Origin of the sequence: Glutamicibacter sp. BW80, assembly GCF_002332385.1 — a bacterium.
Lineage (GTDB): Bacteria > Actinomycetota > Actinomycetes > Actinomycetales > Micrococcaceae > Glutamicibacter.
In genome coordinates this window covers 41,938-59,523 of record NZ_NRGV01000015.1, presented here as the reverse complement: position 1 = coordinate 59,523, position 17,586 = coordinate 41,938, and the positions used below count along the sequence as shown (strand labels likewise).

The following is a 17,586-nucleotide window of genomic DNA, read 5'->3' as shown; positions in this document are numbered from 1 at the left end:
GAGTCGTGGTTCCTCCTCTGCACGCCAAGGCATGCCCCCTTTCTTGTCTGCTAATTCAGGGTTAGGCTTGGGCCAACCAAAGGACAGGCGCAGATGCCACCAGGGCAAAACGCGCCTGGAGTGCAAAGGATCTGCCATGTGCCCGAATCCGGAACCATCAAGCGCAAGCGTCGGCGCAGCCCAAGCCCGAGAAATTGCCGAGACTTCTCGCGAGCAAGGCTGGGAACGGCCTAGCTTCGCCAAGGGCCTCTATATGGGTGAGGTAGATTTCTCGCTGATCACCCCGATGCCAGTTCCGGAACCGAAGGCCGCGGCACGAGGGGAAGAATTCCTTGCGGAGCTGAAAACTGTGCTGGATGGTTTCAACGTTTCCGGTATTGAAGAAGAGGCACGCGTACCGGATGAATACATTGCCGCGCTACGGGATGTGGGCGCGTTCGGCATGAAAATCCCTGAGGAATACGGCGGGTTGGAACTGAGCTTGCTCGACTATGGGCGCGCTTTGATGCGCGTCGGTTCGGTGTCCCCCGCACTCGGAGCGCTGCTTTCGGCGCACCAGTCCATCGGTGTCCCTGAGCCCGTGAAGCGCTTCGGCACGGAGGCCCAGAAACGCGAGTATCTGCCGCGCTGCGCAGCAGGGGAAATCAGCGCTTTTCTCCTGACCGAGAACGATGTCGGCTCCGACCCGGCGCGCTTGGGGACGCATGCAACGCTGAGCGAGGACGGTACGCACTACCAACTGGAAGGCTCGAAGCTCTGGACCACCAATGGCGTTGTGGCCGACCTGCTGGTGGTAATGGCAGCGGTGAAGCCTCACGAGGCCTGCGGAACCGAACCGGCAGGCGGAGGCGGAATTACCGCGTTCGTCGTCGAGGCGAACTCCCCGGGCATCACTGTGGAAAATCGCAACGCATTTATGGGACTACGCGGGATTGAAAACGGTGTCACCCGTTTCTCCGCCGTCAAGGTGCCGGTGGGGAACCGGCTGAGCAGAGAAGGCTCGGGACTGAAAATCGCGCTGAGCACCTTGAACACCGGACGGTTATCAATTCCCGCAATGTGCGCGGGCGCCGGGAAATGGGCCACAAAAATTGCTCGCGAATGGTCCGCAGCCAGGGTGCAATGGGGCCACCCTGTGGGCAAGCACCAGGCGGTGGCCGCCAAGCTCTCCTATATAGCGGCAAGCACCTACGCGCTGGAGGCGGTCTTTGAACTGAGCGCGAGCCTTGCCGATGCGGGAATGAAAGATGTCCGCATCGAAGCGGCACTCGCCAAGCTCTACAGTTCCGAAGCCGCGTGCAAGATTGCCGATGAGCTCATTCAGATCCGCGGTGGGCGTGGTTTCGAAACCGCCGCTTCCCAGGCCGCCCGAGGCGAACGGGCTGTCCCGGCCGAGCAGCTGCTTCGCGACCTGCGCATCAACCGCATCTTCGAGGGCTCCACCGAAATCATGCACCTGTTGATTGCCCGCGAGGCGGTGGACGCTCACCTCCAAGCCGCCGGGGCATTGGCGCAGACCGACTCCACACTGGAAGAAAAGGCCCGAGCAGCCATGGAGGCCTCCGGCTTCTATGCCCGCTGGCTGCCAAAACTGATGGTCGGAGCCGGTACCGTGCCGGGGTCCTTTGCGGACCAGGGGCCGCTGGCCAAGCACCTGCGGTACATCGAACGCAGTTCACGCCGCCTGGCACGCCAGACCTTTGCCGGAATGGCGAGGTGGCAGGCCAGCATGGAAAAGCAGCAGGTATTCCTGGGACGCATCGTGGACATCGGCGCCGAACTATTCGCCATGTCCGCAACGATCACCAAGACCTTGTCGCTCCACGATTCGGGCGCCGCTCAAAGATTCTCGGCCGAAACCCTGGCCCAGGCATTCTGCGAACAGGCAACCAAACGCTGCGAAGAGCACTTCAGCCATCTGTGGAGCAATACTACGCACCGCGACGAACAGGTTGCCGCCAAGCTCTTGGACGGTGACTTCCAATGGCTCGAAGAGGGAGTGCGTGATGTCTCGGAAGGCACCGGCCCGTGGATCGCCGAATGGTCGAAGGAACCTCGCGAGGATGTCCGCAGACCCTACGGTGTCCCCGTGCAGCGCCCCAGCAAGGACTAGCTGCGGGAGAATTCCGAAGCGCGTCGCACCTGGTCCTCGCTGAGCCGAATTCCGGTGTACTTTTCAAATTGCGCCGCCGCTTGCAAGGCGATCACCTCGGCACCGGTGATGACCTGTTTCCCCAGCTGTTCTGCGGCGCGGATCAACGGTGTCTGCGCCGGAAAAGCTACCACGTCGAAGACGGTTTCTGCGGCCGCTAGATGCGGCATTTCGAAGGCCAGTTCCTCCTGGTGCGGACCGTCCATTCCCAACGGGGTCACATTCACCAAAATATCGTGTCCAGGTTCGGGGTCGCCGACCTGATGGCGGTAGCCATACTTCGCGGCCAGTTCCTTTCCACTAGCTGCGTTGCGGGCAAGTAGCGTCAATTTTTCGAATCCCGCGTCGCGGAATGCTGCGCTGACCGCCTTCGCCATGCCTCCGGATCCCCGGACCAGCACCGAGGCGTTCGGGTTCAGCCCGTGGCGGGTTATCAACGTCGCTATCGCTTCGTAATCGGTATTCGACGCGCGAAGCACACCCTGGTCATTGACGATGGTGTTCACCGATTCTATGGACGCTGCCGAGGGCTCGATGACATCCACGAGCTCCATCACCTCTTCTTTGAACGGCATCGAGATGGCACAACCGCGGATGCCCAAGGCGCGAACCCCGGCGATGGCGCCGGCCAGATCCTGGGTATCAAACGCCTTGTAGATGAAGTTCAGCCCGAGTTCCTCGTAGAGGTAATTGTGGAATCTCGTGCCGAGATTCGAAGGACGCCCCGAGAGCGAAATACACAGGGTCATATCTTTGTTCAGGATGGGCATGGGTGCTCCGTTTCTCCGCCGGCCTCGTGGTGGGTGCAACTGCTGGATCCAGTTATCCGTGCATGCGATACCAAAGCAACGCTACCTGCAAGCTGGCTCGGGATTCTGCCGAATCCAGCGATACCCCAAGCTTCTCTTCGAGCTTCGCCAACCGGGCATACAGGGTTGGCCGCGAAAGATAGCCCTGTTTGGCCAACGCGCTTTTATTGCCTGCCTGCTCCAGATATAGCTGAAGCAGCTCCAGACCGGATACATCTGGCGGGTTCAGCAGCCCGGATAGTTCGGTCATCGCGAAGCTGCGCATGCGCGCATCCTGGCCCATGGCCGAGAGCACCCCGCGCAAGCGCAGGTCCGCGAAGCGGTAGTAGGGCCGGGCCCGGGTCGGGAGGTTGGGAACGATCTCCGCGACGTGGGCCGCTTCTTCCAACCGGCGAGCGCTCGCGCTGATGCTCAATTCTTCGGCCGCCACCCCGACGGCGACCTGAGCGGAGAGCATCTCGGTCAGCTGTCGGGTGAACCGCTGCAGCGAGTTTTCCACCAGCTGCTTCGCCGCGACAGGGAGAATGACCCCGAGGTATCCGGAGCGCAGCGACCCGGCGAGCACTCCCAGACGCATGTTCTCGGCCACTTGGTCCACGACCTCCAGCACTTCTCGTTCGCGCAGCTGGATGTCCGTGGGGCTGTGGGCCTCCCCCACGGCCAGCGCGACCACCAGTGGGACATAGTGCGCTCCGGCATCCAGGCCAAGGGACTCGGCGCGTACGGCCACTTCCTTATCCGTGTAGGAGTGGTGCTGCTGCAGCTCGTGCAGCATCGAGGTGCGGGCCTGGTAGAGAAGTTCGCGCTGGTCGCGTCCGGCCAGCCGCGCGATGGTCAAGGTTTGGCCGGCGCGTTCGAGGACCAGGGCGGCGTTATGCTCGTCCTCGAGCTCGGCCGGAACCACCAGCCTGCCCCAACGGCTGCGGACCGCACCGACCGGGGTTTGCAACCAGCTCTCGGCGCCGTGGCCGCGCCCGGTCTGTTCGGCGTATCCGACGAATTTCGAGCGATTGATCCAGTGCTCCAGCACCGACTCGGCCCCGTATCCGGCACCGGCGTGGGCGAGCACATGGTGCCGGACATCTTCCAAGACCACCGGAGCCTGCAACAGCTCCGCCGTGCGCTCCACGATGCGCTGTTCGTTGGCTTCATGCAGCGAAAGTTCGGTATAGATCTCGTGGACATTTCGGGAAAATTGCACCGCGGCCAGCTGTTCCGCCACCAGGCGCTCGTGGATGACCTCGGTAATCTCCACGAAACGCACCTTCTTGCGCAGCCGGATCACCGGCAGCGCCAGGGCTTTCACCGCTTCGGCCAAGCGTGCGCCGATGCCGGCCTCCGCCTCGCCGGGATCCTCCAGCAGTTCCACCACCACCCCGGCCGCTCCGGAATCCTCCAGTTTGGTCATGAACGCACGCAGCCGCGCCACGGTGGGCTCCACATTCCGCAAGGTGGTGAGCACTACTTCCCGGCCGAAGAGCAGGTCGACGTTCTCTGCCGACTCGGTGACATGCACCCAGCGCAGCCTCACGTCGAGGTTCTTCTCCCCCGAAAGGACCAGCGGTTCGGCGTTCTGCACGACCTTCAGCGCCAGCACGTCAGCCATGGTCAGGGAACCAGTTGTTTCAGCACTCATCCGTCAACCTTTACAAAGCGTAAGACCTTCTGCCTAAATCATGACACATCGCTTGTGTTGCTTGTCATACTGGTGGCGCAAGATGGAATCAGATAACCACGAACGCACTTGAAGGGACTTTCTCATGACGACTACGCTGACCGAAACTCTGCAGCACTGGGTCAATAACGCACCGTTCTCCGGCGAAGGCGACACCCGCACCGGCAAGGTCTACAACCCTGCCACCGGCGAGATCGCCCGCGAAGTCGCCTTGGCGTCCAAGAGCACCACCGAAGCCGCCATCGCCGCAGCCCACGCGGCATTCCCCAAGTGGCGCGATACTTCGCTGGCCCGCCGCACCGCGATCATGTTCAACTTCCGCCAGCTGCTCGCCGAGCGCAAGGGCGAGCTGGCGGCCATCATCACCGCGGAGCATGGCAAGGTGCTCGATGACGCACTGGGCGAAGTGGCGCGCGGCATGGAAGTTGTCGAGCTGTGCTGCAACGCCCCCTACCTGCTCAAGGGCGAGTACTCGGAGAACGCCTCCACCGGGGTGGACGTGCAGTCCCAGCGCCAGCCGGTCGGCGTTTCGGCCATCATCTCCCCCTTCAACTTCCCGGCCATGGTGCCGCTGTGGTTCTTCCCGGTCGCCATCGCCTCGGGCAACGCCGTAGTGCTCAAGCCTTCGGAGAAGGATCCCTCGGCGGCCCAGTGGATGGCCGAGCTGTTCGCCGAGGCGGGCCTGCCAGAGGGCGTGCTCAATGTGGTGCACGGTGACAAGGAATCCGTGGACACGTTGCTGAACGATCCACGCATCGCTTCGCTGTCCTTCGTCGGCTCCACCCCCATTGCCCAGTACGTCTACTCCACCGGCACCGCGAACGGCAAGCGTGTCCAGGCCTTCGGCGGCGCCAAGAACCACATGCTCGTGCTGCCCGACGCCGATCTGGACTTGGCCGCGGATATGGCCATCAACGCCGGCTTCGGCGCGGCCGGCGAGCGCTGCATGGCGATCAGCGTGGTCGTGGCGTTGGAGAACATCGCCGACGAGCTGGTCGCCAAGATCGCCGAGCGCGCCAAGAACTTGCGCGTGGGCGACGGCACCCGCGGCTGCGATATGGGCCCGCTGATCACCGGCGAGCACCGCGACAAGGTCGCCGGCTACATCGAGGCGGGCATCGAGTCCGGCGCCTCGCTGGTGGTCGACGGCCGCACCGGGGCGCTGGACGCGGACGGCAACGGCTTCTTCCTGCACCCCACCCTGTTCGACAACGTCGGCACCGACATGTCCATCTACACCGATGAGATCTTCGGCCCGGTGCTCTCGGTGGTCCGCGTGGAGACCTTCAACGAGGGCATCGAGCTGATCAACGCCTCGAAGTACGGCAACGGCACCGCGATCTTCACCAACGACGGCGGCGCCGCGCGCCGCTTCGAGAACGAGATCCAGGTCGGCATGGTGGGTGTGAACGTGCCCATTCCGGTCCCGGTGGGCTACCACTCCTTCGGCGGCTGGAAGGCCTCGCTGTTCGGCGACCAGCATGCCTACGGCCCGGAGGGATTCAAGTTCTTCACCCGCAACAAGGTGGTCACCAAGCGCTGGCTGGACCCGAGCCACGGCGGCATCAACCTCGGCTTCCCGCAGAACGACTAATTTTCGCCGCGTACCCACGTGGTTTGAGTAGAAGGATCCAGATTCATGACCGAACAGCTCACCGCCGACATCTCGGCGGAAGAGATCGAAGCAGGCAAGCGCGCCTACCAGCTGGACCGCGAGCACGTCTTCCATTCGTGGCAGGCGCAGGGACCGTTCAACCCGATGACCATTCTGAAGACGCAGGACTCCTACGTCTGGGATGGCGAGGGGCGGAAGCTGATCGACATTTCCAGCCAGCTGGTCAACACGAATATCGGCCATCAGCATCCCAAGGTGATCGCGGCCATCCAGGAGCAGGCCGCGAAGATCGCGACCATCGCCCCGCAGCATGTCAACGATGCGCGTTCCGAGGCGGCCCGGCTCATCGCCGAGCGCACCCCGGGAGACCTGAATCGGATCTTCTTCACCAACGGCGGTGCCGATGCGGTGGAGCATGCCATCCGCATGGCCCGGCTGCACACCGGAAAGCACAAGGTGCTTTCCGCCTACCGTTCCTACCATGGCGGCACGCAGCTGGCGATCAATGCGACCGGCGACCCGCGGCGCTTCGCCTCGGACCACGCCACCGACGGGGTGGTGCATTTCTTCCCCGCCTACCCCTACCGGTCCTACTTCGGCTCAACCAGCGAAGCGGAGGAAACCGAGCGGGCGCTGAAGCACCTGGAAGACACCATCGTCCTGGAGGGCGCCTCGACCATCGGCGCGTTGATCCTCGAATCCATTCCGGGCACCGCTGGCATCTATATGCCGCCGGCCGGCTATCTGGCCGGGGTGCGCGAGCTGACCCGCAAGTACGGGATCGTGTACATCGCCGACGAGGTGATGGCGGGATTCGGGCGCAGCGGCCAGTGGTTCTCGGTCAACCACTGGGGCGTCACCCCGGATCTGCTGACCTTCGCCAAGGGGGTGAACTCGGGCTACGTGCCGCTGGGCGGCGTGGCGATCAACGACGAGATCTTCGAGACCTTCCGCGAACGCCCCTACCCTGGCGGCTTGACCTACTCGGGCCACCCGCTGGCCTGCGCGGCGGCGGTTGCTACCATCCACGCGATGGAGGACGAGTCCATGGTGGCCAATGCCAAGCGCTTGGGCGATGAGATCATCGGTCCGCGGCTGGCGCAGTTCGCCGCGGAGCACCCCTCGGTGGGCGAGGTCCGCGGAGCCGGGGTGTTCTGGGCCATCGAATTGGTCAAGAACCGTGAAACCCGCGAGCCGCTGGCGGCCTACGGCGGCTCCTCCCCCGAGATGAACGAGGTGGTGGCCGCGTCCAAGGCTGCCGGGCTGCTGCCCTTCGCCAACTTCAACCGGCTGCATGTGGTTCCGGCCCTGAACATCCCGGACGATGTGCTGGTCGAAGCCCTGGACCGTCTGGAGCAGGCGCTGGTTGTCGCCGATAAGTTCGTGACCGGCTAGCCATGAGTTGTATCGGGCCCGGCGGGAGAGCATTATGCGCTCCCGCCGGGCCTTTTTAACACCCCTCACCCCCTCTCGAGCCAAGGACGTCCACGTGATCCCCGGAGAAGCCAACCAGTCCAGCAAGCAGCTATTAGACGCGCATCCACAGGCCTCGACACTTCCGGAGGACTGCCAGCGGGCCAGCATCGACCGTTCGGGTTATCTGCCGGACTCTTTCGCCGACGGCGTGGTTTTTGCCCGGAGCACCGCGGATGTGGTGCTGGCCATGGAGCTGGCCAGCGAGTTCGGGGTGAAGATTGTGCCGCGCGGCGCCGGAACCGGTTTGGCGGCCGGTGCCACGGCACGGCGCGGCGAGGTGGTCCTGGATGTCTCGAAAATGGATCGGATCATCTCCATCGATCCCGTCGAGCAGATCGCGGTGGTTCAGCCCGGCGTCATCAATGCGGCGGTTAATGCCGCCGCCGGTGAGCTCGGACTGTTCTATGCCCCGGATCCGGCAAGCACCGCCATCTGCTCCATCGGTGGAAATATCGCCACCAATGCCGGGGGCATGTGGTGCGCCAAGTACGGGGTGACCCGCGAATCGGTTTTGGCCCTGACCGTGGTGCTCCCCGATGGGCAGCTGCTGCGCACCGGGCGCCGCACCATCAAGGGCGTGGCCGGCTACGACATGAATGCCCTCTTCATCGGCTCCGAGGGAACCTTGGGCATTGTGGTGGAGGCCGTGCTGCGCCTGCGCCCCAAGCCGATTCGCACCGCGACCGCCGCCGCCTATTTCCCCGATGAGTCCCGCGCCGCGCAGGCTGCCGCGGCGATTATTTCCGCTCGGCTGCAGCCTTCGGTCCTGGAACTCATGGACGGGCCCAGCCTCTGGGCCATCGATGGCGCCCTGGGCACCGGGCACCGGGAGCTAGGTGGCGCCCTGCTCCTGGCGCAAACCGACGGGTTCGGCGCCGAACTGGAAATGCAGGCGCTGGTGGAGGCCATTATGCCGCTGGCATCGCGCATCGACCGCGCGGAGGACGAAGCGCAGGCGGCTCAGCTGATGGAGGCACGGCGCCAGGCGATCCCCAGCATGGAGCAGCTGGGCACGGTGTCGATCTGCGACATCGGGGTGCCACGCAGCAAACTCGCTGAGGCGTTGGCCGGCTTGGCCGAAATCGGCGAGCATCGCGGCGTGCGCATCTTCACCATCGCCCACGCCGCAGACGGTAATCTGCACCCGGTCATCGTGGTGGATCCGGGGCAGTCCATCACCTCCGGGGCACCCAAGGCTGCACTGGGCGACATGTTCCATCTGGCCCAACGATTGGGCGGCACGCTGACCGGCGAGCACGGCATCGGCCTGCTCAAGCAGGACTGGCTCGAGGAAGAAATCGGGTCGCGTTCGCTTCGGCTGCAGCATTCCATCAGGCAGGTATTCGATCCGCAGGGAATCCTCAACCCCGGCAAGGGGATCTAGGCGCGTCCTGCATGGTGCCCGCGGCGACCTCGGGCCCCACCCATTGGACAATCTGCTGGTGTTTAATTCTTCTGGTCAGCAAGCGTACCTTTAGCTAGAATCGAATTATGGAGATGCTGGGATACGAACCGATCGATTTTCTGCGGCCACTAGTATTATTTGGTGTCGCGGTCACCTTGCTGCTGATCTGCTTCCCCACGCTCATCCACGGGCTGATCCGCCGCGGCGACTTCCAGCGGAAGCCCGACGGGCTGCAAACTTATGCCTTGAAGTCCTCGATCCGCACCGAACTGATCGTTGCCGGCACTTCCGGCGCGCTTGCCATCGTGTGCACGATCGTCGCCGCCACCGGCTATTTCGCCTCTATGAAGCACCTCGAGGCGAACATTGCGCTGAAATACGAGCCGACAAGCCTGGATCTGGGCTATTGGAATGGTTCCTGGGCTACCACCAGCTTGGTGCTGCCAGACGGCGCGTCATTCAGCGACGTCGTCGTTGAGGTTCGTGAGACCGGCGAACCATTTATCGAGGAGATTTGGTACCACGAGCGCAAACAAGGTAACCAGTAGTCTCTTTCAAGCTAGTGCATATGCAATACTGATCCCCGGATCTAATTTGCGCACCGCGCGCGACCTCAAGCCGCAAAGGGGAATGAACACGATGATGGGTATGAATGGTGCACCGGCGGGTGATCCGTTCCAGCCTCACCTTGAGTGGGGCCTGAAGGCTTCCTTTGTGGGCTATATTTCTTCGCTTCCCGACGGTCGCATCGAAGCATCCAACGGGGTGTGGCAGGTTGGCAATAACCTTGCGTTCCCGGTCGCCGTGGATGCCAAATCCCCCGAAGGCGAGCTGCGCTTCAACGGCCGCGTCTCCTTCGTGGGCCATGGCGGGATGATGAAGCTGGACCTCATCGAACCGCGTATCGAAGAACACGATGATTTGGTCCTGCTCAGCGTCGCCAACGAAAACGGCGAGCGCCTGCCCATCGCCGAGCTGGTCGAAACCGCCGTGTCCAATGCCTTCGGTCTGGTCAAAACCCGCTTCGCGGCATCGCTGACCGAACAGGGCTCGGCCCTGTTCAACGGCCAGTACAAGGCCGGCCAAGATATGGAGCCGGTTGAGGTGGTCTTGCGCGGCTAGCGGGAAACTGCCAGATGCGCCGAAAGGGTCCGCAGCTCCTTGCCGGAGTTGCGGACCCTTTGCGCTTTTTATCAGCCCTTGATCAGCTGCGGCTGAGCCAGTGCTTTGAGCCCATCCAGCCCGAATTCCAACCCATAGCCGGACTGCTTGGCCCCGCCGAACGGAATGCGCGGATCGATCGTGCCGTGCGAATTGATCCAGACCGTGCCGGCCTGAATCCGTGCCGCCACGGCAAGAGCCTGCTCGCGATCCGAGCCCCAGACCGAAGCGCCCAGTCCGGTCTCCAACGAGTTGGCGTGGGTTATGGCTTCTTCCACGTTCTTGACCTTGACAATCGGCAAGGCCGGACCGAATTGCTCCTTGGTCACCAGGTCGTTTTGCGGATCGATATCTGCCACCAGGGTGGTTGGGTAGAAGTATCCGGCAGCTTCGCTATCCGGGTTGGCCCCCAGCAGCACCGTCGCGCCGGAGTCCACTGCACCCTGGACCAAGTCGGCGACGATATTGTATTGGGCCTTATTCTGCAGCGGGCCGAGGACGTTGTTTTCATCAAGACCCACGCCCATTGGCATCTTGGCGGCCACCTCGGTCAAGGCCTGGCAGACCTGCGTGTAGATGGATTCCGGGACGTACAGGCGCTTCAAGGCGGCACAGGTTTGGCCGGTGTTGATGAATGCGCCCCAGAACAGATCCTCGGCGATGGCCTTCGGATCGGCGTCCTCCATGACGATTCCCGCATCGTTTCCGCCGAGCTCGAGGGTCAGCCGCTTGACCGTGTCGGCCGAAGAGCGAATGATCGCCTTTCCTGTCGGGGTGGACCCCGTGAACATGATCTTATTGATTTCCGGGTGCCCGGAGAGCTTCTCTCCTACTTCACGGCCACCGGCCACCACCTGCAGCACATCCGCTGGCAAGACCTCGTTGAGGACATGCCCCAAGGCCAGCACCGACAACGGGGTGTATTCGCTGGGCTTCATCACCACGGTATTGCCCATGCGCAGCGAAGGCGCCAGCTGCCAGATGGAGATCATCATTGGCCAGTTCCATGGTCCAATGGCGCCGACCACGCCTAAGGCCCGGTAGTGCTTGGCGGCATAGGTCTCCCCGTCATCCACCACGACCTCCGGCTCCACCTCATAGGCGGTGGCGGCGCGCAGCCAAGCCGCGCATCCACCAATTTCGAACCGGGCGTTGGGACCGTTGAGCGGTTTGCCCTGTTCCCGGGAAAGCAGCTCGGCCAAGGCCTCGGCGTTGGCTTCGATACGATCCGCCGCCAGGTTCAGCAGACGATTGCGTTCTTCGTGGCCGAGTGCATCCCATGCAGGCTGCGCAGTTCGGGCGGCACTCACCGCAGCGTCCAAATCTGCCACGCTGTTCTGGGCCACCCGTCCGACGAGCTCTCCGGTGGCCGGGTCAAAGATTTCGGTGCCACCGGAGGCCGGCTGAATGGCGGACAGCAGTTCTTGGGCGTTGGAGTAAGACATTAAGATCTCCCTTGGTTAGTTCAGAGTTGTTTCATGGATTTGAGGTTGAACAGACTTATTCCGGAGCTTTCGCACCCACCAAGAAAGCAGGAAGCCGAGGATACCGGGCACAATGACTATCGCCTGCAGGATATAGGGCAACGCCCCTGGTTCCTCCAAGCCGATCAGAACATCGAAGTTGATGACGATCTGGACAAAGACAAAGCTCAGCGCGAGCCCGGCAGCAATTGGGGCGATAACACGGGTGAGCAGCGAATCTGCCGTACGGTTCCGGGCGAAGTATCCGCACACCGCGAATGAAGTCAGCGCCATCAGCAGCACCAGCCCGAAGGCGGCGGAGTTTGTCATCCAAGTGAACATGGTGAAGACGATAAATATCGGGTCCTTGCCGGCGGAGACCACCGCAAACACCACGATCACCAGCAAGGCAAGCAATGACTGGGCCTGGGAGCCGGCGACCGGCGCGTGGGTTCGGCGTGAGGTCTTCGCGAGGAACTTCGGCAAGGCTCCACCGCGGCCCATGGAGTAGAAGTAGCGTGCCACCACGTTGTGGAAGGCAAGCAGCGCGGCGAACAGGCTGGTGATGAACAGCAGGTTAGCGATGTCAACGAACCAGCCCGGCGCATGGGCACCGAGGAATACGAAGATCAGATCGGGTCCGAATTCTGCCGAGGCCGCGGCGACATTTCCCTGCCCCTCGCCCACGGCAACGGCCCACGCGGAGAAGGCATAGAATACCGCGATGATCGTGACGGCAATCAGCGTGGCACGGCGGGCCGTCCGCTTTGGATCCTTAACCTCTTCGTTGTAGATGGTTCCAGACTCGAACCCCATGAAGGCCGCGATACTGAACGCCATGACCGCGCCCATGCCCGGAGCAATCGCGTCACCGGCATTAAATGCAGCACTGAATTCTGGTGCTTCCGGAGCAACCGCGAAGGTCATCGCATCGTAGATAATGACCACGAGGAATTCCAGCGCGACGACGAATCCAAGAATTTTGACGGAGAAATCGACCCGGTTCATCCCCAGCACACCGACCAGAATCCAGGCGACGAGCGCCATAACCCACCAAGGGATGGTGGAGCCTAAGAGGGCGGAAGCGAAGGAAGCCGCCGCGAACCCGAAGAGCCCATAGATGCCGATCTGCATGAGGTTGTAGCTGACCACCGCGACCATAGCCGCGCCGACGCCGGCGGCTTGGCCCAGGCCTCCGGCGATATAGGCGTAGAAGGCGCCCGCGTTGGGTATATGCTGGCTCATCGCGGTGTAGCCGATGCTGAAGATCAGCAGGATAATTCCCAGAATGACAAATGACAGCGGCACCGAATCCATGCCTGTCACCGCATAGTTTGTCGTTACGCCGCCGGCGACAACCGTCAGCGGTGCGCTGGCCGCGATAATCATGACTACCAGTGCTGGCACCGATAAGGTGCGTTGTTCGAGTCCCATTGGTTTCCCCACTCAATCTGTCGATATCCCAAGGATCCATGACGGGGTTCACATTCACGTTGCCATTGCGTGCAGGGCTCTTGCCCATGCGCGCATACGATGGCTCAGGCCAGCGCTTTGAGCCTGAATTTACCGGGAGTCAGCCCGTATTCGCGGGCGAAGGCTCTGGTAAATCCGGGTGCATCGACGATGCCTACGCGGGTGCCGACGCTCTGGACCGGCACCTGTGCCAGCAATGGGTCACTCAAAAGCTCGGCAGCGTATTTCATCCGATAATGCCGGATGAGGGCGGCAACGCTGCGTGGCTCCTCCGCGAAGAGAGCATGCAGGGTTCGCACCGAGATGAAGTGGGCTTCTGCAATAAAAGCGGGCGTTAGCTCCGGAGCCTCTAGTCGCTGCTCTATGAATTCGATAATTCGTTCGCGCTGGGCAATCCGCGGGTCCACCGCATGGGCGTGGGAAAGCACCCCGCCCAGCGAGGTCGCCAGCAGATCCACGGTATTGCGGGCAAGTCCCGCGCCGCCAAATTGATCCCACTGTGCCAGGTTTTCGCCCAGATGCCGCAGCAGTGGCGTAACCGTTCCGGTAAGCAGATGTCCGGCTTCCATGCGAGTAGCGGTGATTTCTCCGACCTGATGGCGCGAGAGCCGAAACTGCTGATGTGGAATGAGCACCACCATCACCGAAGCCGCTTGGTCAAAGCTCAGCGTGTAGGGTCGCTGAGTATCGTAGATTGCCAAGTCTCCGGGGGCTAACACGGTTTCGCGTCCATCTTGAATCAACAGGCCGTGCCCGGCAAGCTGATAAGAGACTTTGTAGAATTCCCCGTCTCCGGTGGAGGTCAGGTCCTCGGTGCGCAAGACGGTGTGCGCCTTGGCATTAACTCGCATCAGGCCGATGTCGCCGAGCATATTGATCCCGAGGCTGGCCGTGAAGTGACCGGAGGTTACCTGCTCGCTGCGTAATTGCACGAAGGCATCAGAGATCAGCCTGGACCATGCGCTGAACGAGTCAACATGTTGAATCTGATACATCGAGACCTCTCTGGAACGCACCCCTGCTGTGTCGGGCGTCACGTTTGAGGGTACGGCAGATCTACTCCAAAGTCACCTTTATTCTTCAGGTGGAGAATAAAGATTATTTATCGCGACAGGGCCAGGAGTGCATGCAGCTGGTATTCCAGCTGCTCAACCAGCGATTGCGCGGTATTCGTCCGGGCATCGAGCACGCTCGCACCCTGCGCGCCGAGCATGAAGTTGAGCAGCGAGTCACGTGCCACCATCGCACCCGGGTGTCCGTTGCCCAAGATGTCGACTAGCCAGCCGTCCAGCATTGTGCGCCAGCGGTCCATCGCCACCGCATTCACCTCGGCCAGATCCGGCTCGCCGAGCGCTAGATGCCAAAAATGCACGGCAACACGCCCCTCGTCGCGACGCTCTTCATCCAAGGGGAGCACCTCGAGTGCAAAGGCGCGAATCGCATCTACGCCATTGAGCGTCGCGGTCTTTTCGGCAATGCGCTGACTAGTGGAGTCGGCGACGTAATTGAATGTTGCGACCAGAATCGCGTCACGGTTCGGGAAATAGGTTTTCAATCCACCGTTGGCGTAGCCGGCCGCGGCGGACAGGTCGCGCAGGTTCAGCTTGTCAAAGCCTTGCTTGGCAATAAAGCGCCAGGTGACTTCGACGATCTCGCGGCGCCGCTGGTTGTGGTCAACAATTCTTGGCATGCACCCAGCCTAGCTAAGACAAGTTTTCTTCGGCGCGCTATTGCCACGAGTCGCCATTTTCCGTATTCTCTACAAGCAGAGAATAAAAAGTGGTTCGACTCACATCAATCCAAAGGATGCGTTTGTCATGCAAGATACAAAAACTAACTTCTCCCTGCTCTCTGCAGAAGAAATTGCCGCGGCCAAGAAGATCTTGGTGACCGCGGGGATTTACGGACAGAACACCCGCATCGCCTACATGGGACTAGAAGATCCAAACCCGCAGGCCCCTGGGCGCAGGGTCCGCGCCATGCTGCTGGACCGGCTGGAGAATGAGCCGAAGGATGTAGTCCTTGACCTCTCCACTGGGAAGATCGAAACGCTCGTAGAGCTGGACCCGGGTGCCACCGGCCAGCTCCCGGTGCTCGTGGAAGAATTCGAAATGGTCGAAGCAATCTTGGCCAAGAGCGAGCAGTGGGCCGCGGCGCTGGCCAAAAGAAATCTGAAACCCGAGCAGGTTCGCGTCGCGCCGTTATCCGCCGGTGTCTTCGAGTACCCGCAGGAATCCGGCCGCCGCATCCTGCGCGGCCTCGCCTTCCGTCAGGACTTCGCCGAAGATTCCGCCTGGGCCCACCCGGTGGACGGGCTCGTGGTCTACATCGACACCATCGCCGGCACCGTGGACCAGCTCCTGGACTTTGGCATCGTTCCGGTGCCGGAAACCCATGGAAACTACACGGACCCGGAACTCACCGGTCCGGTCCGCACCACCCAACGCCCTATCGAAATCACGCAGCCCGAGGGCGCAAGCTTCACGGTAACCGAGGGAAACCACGTCGAGTGGGAGAAATGGTCGCTGGATATCGGCTTCGATATGCGCGAAGGCCTAGTGCTCTACAACATCGCCTTTGACGACCAGGAGCAGCGCCGCCGCATCCTGGATCGCGCCTCCATTGCCGAAATGGTGGTCCCCTATGGCGACCCTTCTCCGGTGCGCAGCTGGCAGAACTATTTTGACACCGGCGAATACCTGGTGGGCCGATTCGCCAACTCGCTGGAACTGGGCTGTGACTGCCTCGGCGAGATCCACTACATCTCCCCGGTCATCACCGACGCCAACGGCGAAGCACAGACAATTACCAACGGCATTTGCATGCACGAGGAGGACGCCTCGATCCTCGCCAAGCACTCCGATGACTGGTCCGGAGTCAAGTACACCCGGCGCAACCGTCGCCTGGTGATCAGCTTCTTCACCACCGTGGGCAACTACGACTACGGCTTCTACTGGTACCTCTACCTGGATGGCACCATCGAATTCGAGGCCAAGGCCACCGGCGTCGTCTTCACCTCCGCCATGCTCGATGAGCGTTTCGCCTCGGAAATGGCACCGGGCCTAGGGGCACCATTCCACCAGCACATCTTCGGTGCCCGACTCGACTTTGCCCTGGACGGCGGCCCCAGCCAGGTCATCGAGGAGGAAGCCGTCCGCCTGCCGATCAACGCAGAGAACCCGCGCGGCAACGCCTTCAGCCGTTCACACACCGTGCTGGCCACCGAACAGCAAGCGGTTCGCGACGCGAATATGGCCGCGGGGCGTTCTTGGGTAGTGACCAATCCAGAGTCGAAGAACTACCTCGGCAAGCCGGTAGGCTACAAGCTCATGCCGCAGGGGCTTCCAACCTTGCTCGCCGCCGAGGGCTCCTCGGTGCAGAAGCGTGCCGAATTTGCCTCCAAAGCGCTTTGGGTTACCCAGCGCAATGCGGCACAGCGCTACCCCACCGGAGATTTTGTCAACCAGAACCCGGGAGTTGCCGGCATCGGTTCTTGGATCGAGGCGGACAAGAACATCGACGGCGAGGAGGTGAGCCTCTGGCACACCTTTGCGCTGACCCATTTCCCGCGAACCGAAGACTGGCCGATCATGCCGGTGGACACCGTTGGATTCAAGATCCGCCCCGAGGGGTTCTTTGACCGTTCACCGGCGCTGGACGTCCCGGAACCAGCCAAGCACGGCTGTTGCTCAACCGAATCGGACTCCGCCGGTGGATGCTGCTCAACGGACAGCTAATCCCGTGCCGGCGGGTCTCCGGGTCCTGGTGGCCGCGACCCTCATCATGTCAGCTTCCCACCTGGTGCTGCTCATCGCGGCACCGCATAACCTTGGCTGGTCCTTGGCGCTGCTCCTCATGACCGCATGGTGCATAAAATGCGCACTAGCGGTGGCGCAAGGCGAGTCACCGCAGGCGCTGATGCTGATGAGCGCGTTGATGGGGCTGGCGCACATCATTATGGTGCTAGGACTCCCCGGAGGCGCCGCCCATCACTCTTCAGGTGCCGCACCTGAACATGTTGCCCACGCCGTGCCAATGCTCGTGGTGGGAGCCGCCGAGCTCCTGCTGATGTTCTTCGCGGCCGTGTTGCTCAATCGTTCACGAAGTCGGACGCCAAAACCGCAATACGCGGCAAATTAGTCGCTGAGGATCAGATCATGGATCTGGTCCTCAGCCGTTTCATGTCATCACTTCGCTGTACAGAGAATTGAATTTTCCCTTGACCTGCCCGAAAAACCGGGCTTAGATAAGTAATGAATGACGTTCACTGCGAGGCAAGCACTCCGAGAAGAGGGATATCCGTGGCCAGCCAATGGCTATCGAATCATGCCGCGCCCCGCTTTGCCGCAATACGCGA

14 protein-coding genes are annotated in these 17,586 nt (G+C 62.0%); 8 read left to right on the top strand and 6 right to left on the bottom strand.

Features of this window, described 5'->3' with window-relative positions; translation table 11 throughout:
- Positions 1–136: 136 nt before the first annotated feature.
- On the top strand, positions 137–2,113 hold the full coding sequence (locus CIK76_RS02675) for an acyl-CoA dehydrogenase family protein (RefSeq protein WP_096283260.1): 1,977 nt from the start codon (positions 137–139) through the stop codon (positions 2,111–2,113).
- Here CIK76_RS02675 and CIK76_RS02670 read toward each other — a convergent pair.
- Positions 2,110–2,922 (bottom strand): shikimate 5-dehydrogenase, encoded by an 813-nt coding sequence (locus CIK76_RS02670; protein WP_096283259.1) that lies wholly within the window; start codon positions 2,920–2,922, stop codon positions 2,110–2,112. The genes CIK76_RS02675 and CIK76_RS02670 overlap by 4 nt on opposite strands.
- 52 nt (positions 2,923–2,974) lie before the next feature.
- A complete protein-coding gene (locus CIK76_RS02665; protein WP_096283258.1) occupies positions 2,975–4,597 on the bottom strand; it encodes a PucR family transcriptional regulator in 1,623 nt (540 codons plus the stop codon).
- A gap of 124 nt (positions 4,598–4,721) precedes the next feature.
- On the opposite strand from CIK76_RS02665, the gene CIK76_RS02660 reads away from it, so the two are divergent.
- The 5 genes from CIK76_RS02660 to CIK76_RS02645 all read left to right on the top strand — a co-directional run bounded on the left by CIK76_RS02660 (position 4,722) and on the right by CIK76_RS02645 (position 10,254).
- The gene (locus tag CIK76_RS02660; protein ID WP_096283257.1) at positions 4,722–6,230 is read left to right on the top strand and encodes a CoA-acylating methylmalonate-semialdehyde dehydrogenase; all 1,509 of its coding nucleotides are present in this window, start codon (positions 4,722–4,724) and stop codon (positions 6,228–6,230) included.
- A gap of 45 nt (positions 6,231–6,275) precedes the next feature.
- Positions 6,276–7,646, top strand: coding sequence for an aspartate aminotransferase family protein (locus CIK76_RS02655; protein WP_096283256.1), 1,371 nt, complete (start codon positions 6,276–6,278; stop codon positions 7,644–7,646).
- Between the two features lie 94 nt (positions 7,647–7,740).
- The gene (locus CIK76_RS02650) at positions 7,741–9,111 is read left to right on the top strand and encodes an FAD-linked oxidase C-terminal domain-containing protein (RefSeq protein WP_255248323.1); all 1,371 of its coding nucleotides are present in this window, start codon (positions 7,741–7,743) and stop codon (positions 9,109–9,111) included.
- A 107-nt stretch (positions 9,112–9,218) separates the two neighbouring features.
- Entirely contained in the window at positions 9,219–9,680 is a 462-nt protein-coding gene (locus CIK76_RS19270; protein WP_176484062.1) for a hypothetical protein, read from the top strand.
- Between the two features lie 91 nt (positions 9,681–9,771).
- Positions 9,772–10,254 (top strand): HtaA domain-containing protein, encoded by a 483-nt coding sequence (locus tag CIK76_RS02645; protein ID WP_176484061.1) that lies wholly within the window; start codon positions 9,772–9,774, stop codon positions 10,252–10,254.
- A 71-nt stretch (positions 10,255–10,325) separates the two neighbouring features.
- On the opposite strand, the gene CIK76_RS02640 is transcribed toward CIK76_RS02645, so the two are convergent.
- The 4 genes from CIK76_RS02640 to CIK76_RS02625 form a co-directional block, all read right to left on the bottom strand.
- Positions 10,326–11,738 carry an aldehyde dehydrogenase family protein gene (locus tag CIK76_RS02640; protein WP_096283253.1) on the bottom strand — a complete coding sequence of 471 codons (1,413 nt, stop codon included), beginning with the start codon at positions 11,736–11,738 and terminating at the stop codon, positions 10,326–10,328.
- A 15-nt stretch (positions 11,739–11,753) separates the two neighbouring features.
- Positions 11,754–13,190: an APC family permease gene (locus CIK76_RS02635; protein ID WP_096283252.1), complete on the bottom strand. Its 1,437-nt coding sequence runs from the start codon at positions 13,188–13,190 to the stop codon at positions 11,754–11,756.
- 104 nt (positions 13,191–13,294) lie between these two features.
- The gene (locus tag CIK76_RS02630) at positions 13,295–14,224 is read right to left on the bottom strand and encodes a helix-turn-helix domain-containing protein (protein WP_096283251.1); all 930 of its coding nucleotides are present in this window, start codon (positions 14,222–14,224) and stop codon (positions 13,295–13,297) included.
- 107 nt (positions 14,225–14,331) lie between these two features.
- The gene (locus CIK76_RS02625) at positions 14,332–14,919 is read right to left on the bottom strand and encodes a TetR/AcrR family transcriptional regulator (RefSeq protein ID WP_096283250.1); all 588 of its coding nucleotides are present in this window, start codon (positions 14,917–14,919) and stop codon (positions 14,332–14,334) included.
- A 127-nt stretch (positions 14,920–15,046) separates the two neighbouring features.
- Between CIK76_RS02625 and CIK76_RS02620 the strand changes: the two genes are divergently transcribed.
- Positions 15,047–16,966, top strand: coding sequence for a primary-amine oxidase (locus tag CIK76_RS02620; RefSeq protein WP_096283249.1), 1,920 nt, complete (start codon positions 15,047–15,049; stop codon positions 16,964–16,966).
- 46 nt (positions 16,967–17,012) lie between these two features.
- Positions 17,013–17,369, top strand: a complete 357-nt coding sequence (locus CIK76_RS02615) for a hypothetical protein (RefSeq protein ID WP_141393442.1) — start codon at positions 17,013–17,015, stop codon at positions 17,367–17,369.
- Positions 17,370–17,586 lie beyond the last annotated feature (217 nt).

What these genes read in the sequence shown, in the direction of transcription:
- CIK76_RS02645 (WP_176484061.1), top strand. Translation starts at nt 9,772, where the DNA reads ATGATGGGTATGAATGGTGCACCGGCGGGTGATCCGTTCCAGCCTCAC.
- CIK76_RS02660 (WP_096283257.1), top strand. Translation starts at nt 4,722, where the DNA reads ATGACGACTACGCTGACCGAAACTCTGCAGCACTGGGTCAATAACGCA.
- CIK76_RS02655 (WP_096283256.1), top strand. Translation starts at nt 6,276, where the DNA reads ATGACCGAACAGCTCACCGCCGACATCTCGGCGGAAGAGATCGAAGCA.
- CIK76_RS02630 (WP_096283251.1), bottom strand. Translation starts at nt 14,224, where the DNA reads ATGTATCAGATTCAACATGTTGACTCGTTCAGCGCATGGTCCAGGCTG.
- CIK76_RS02635 (WP_096283252.1), bottom strand. Translation starts at nt 13,190, where the DNA reads ATGGGACTCGAACAACGCACCTTATCGGTGCCAGCACTGGTAGTCATG.
- CIK76_RS02665 (WP_096283258.1), bottom strand. Translation starts at nt 4,597, where the DNA reads ATGAGTGCTGAAACAACTGGTTCCCTGACCATGGCTGACGTGCTGGCG.
- CIK76_RS02640 (WP_096283253.1), bottom strand. Translation starts at nt 11,738, where the DNA reads ATGTCTTACTCCAACGCCCAAGAACTGCTGTCCGCCATTCAGCCGGCC.
- CIK76_RS02675 (WP_096283260.1), top strand. Translation starts at nt 137, where the DNA reads ATGTGCCCGAATCCGGAACCATCAAGCGCAAGCGTCGGCGCAGCCCAA.
- CIK76_RS19270 (WP_176484062.1), top strand. Translation starts at nt 9,219, where the DNA reads ATGGAGATGCTGGGATACGAACCGATCGATTTTCTGCGGCCACTAGTA.
- CIK76_RS02625 (WP_096283250.1), bottom strand. Translation starts at nt 14,919, where the DNA reads ATGCCAAGAATTGTTGACCACAACCAGCGGCGCCGCGAGATCGTCGAA.
- CIK76_RS02670 (WP_096283259.1), bottom strand. Translation starts at nt 2,922, where the DNA reads ATGCCCATCCTGAACAAAGATATGACCCTGTGTATTTCGCTCTCGGGG.
- CIK76_RS02615 (WP_141393442.1), top strand. Translation starts at nt 17,013, where the DNA reads ATGTCAGCTTCCCACCTGGTGCTGCTCATCGCGGCACCGCATAACCTT.
- CIK76_RS02620 (WP_096283249.1), top strand. Translation starts at nt 15,047, where the DNA reads ATGCAAGATACAAAAACTAACTTCTCCCTGCTCTCTGCAGAAGAAATT.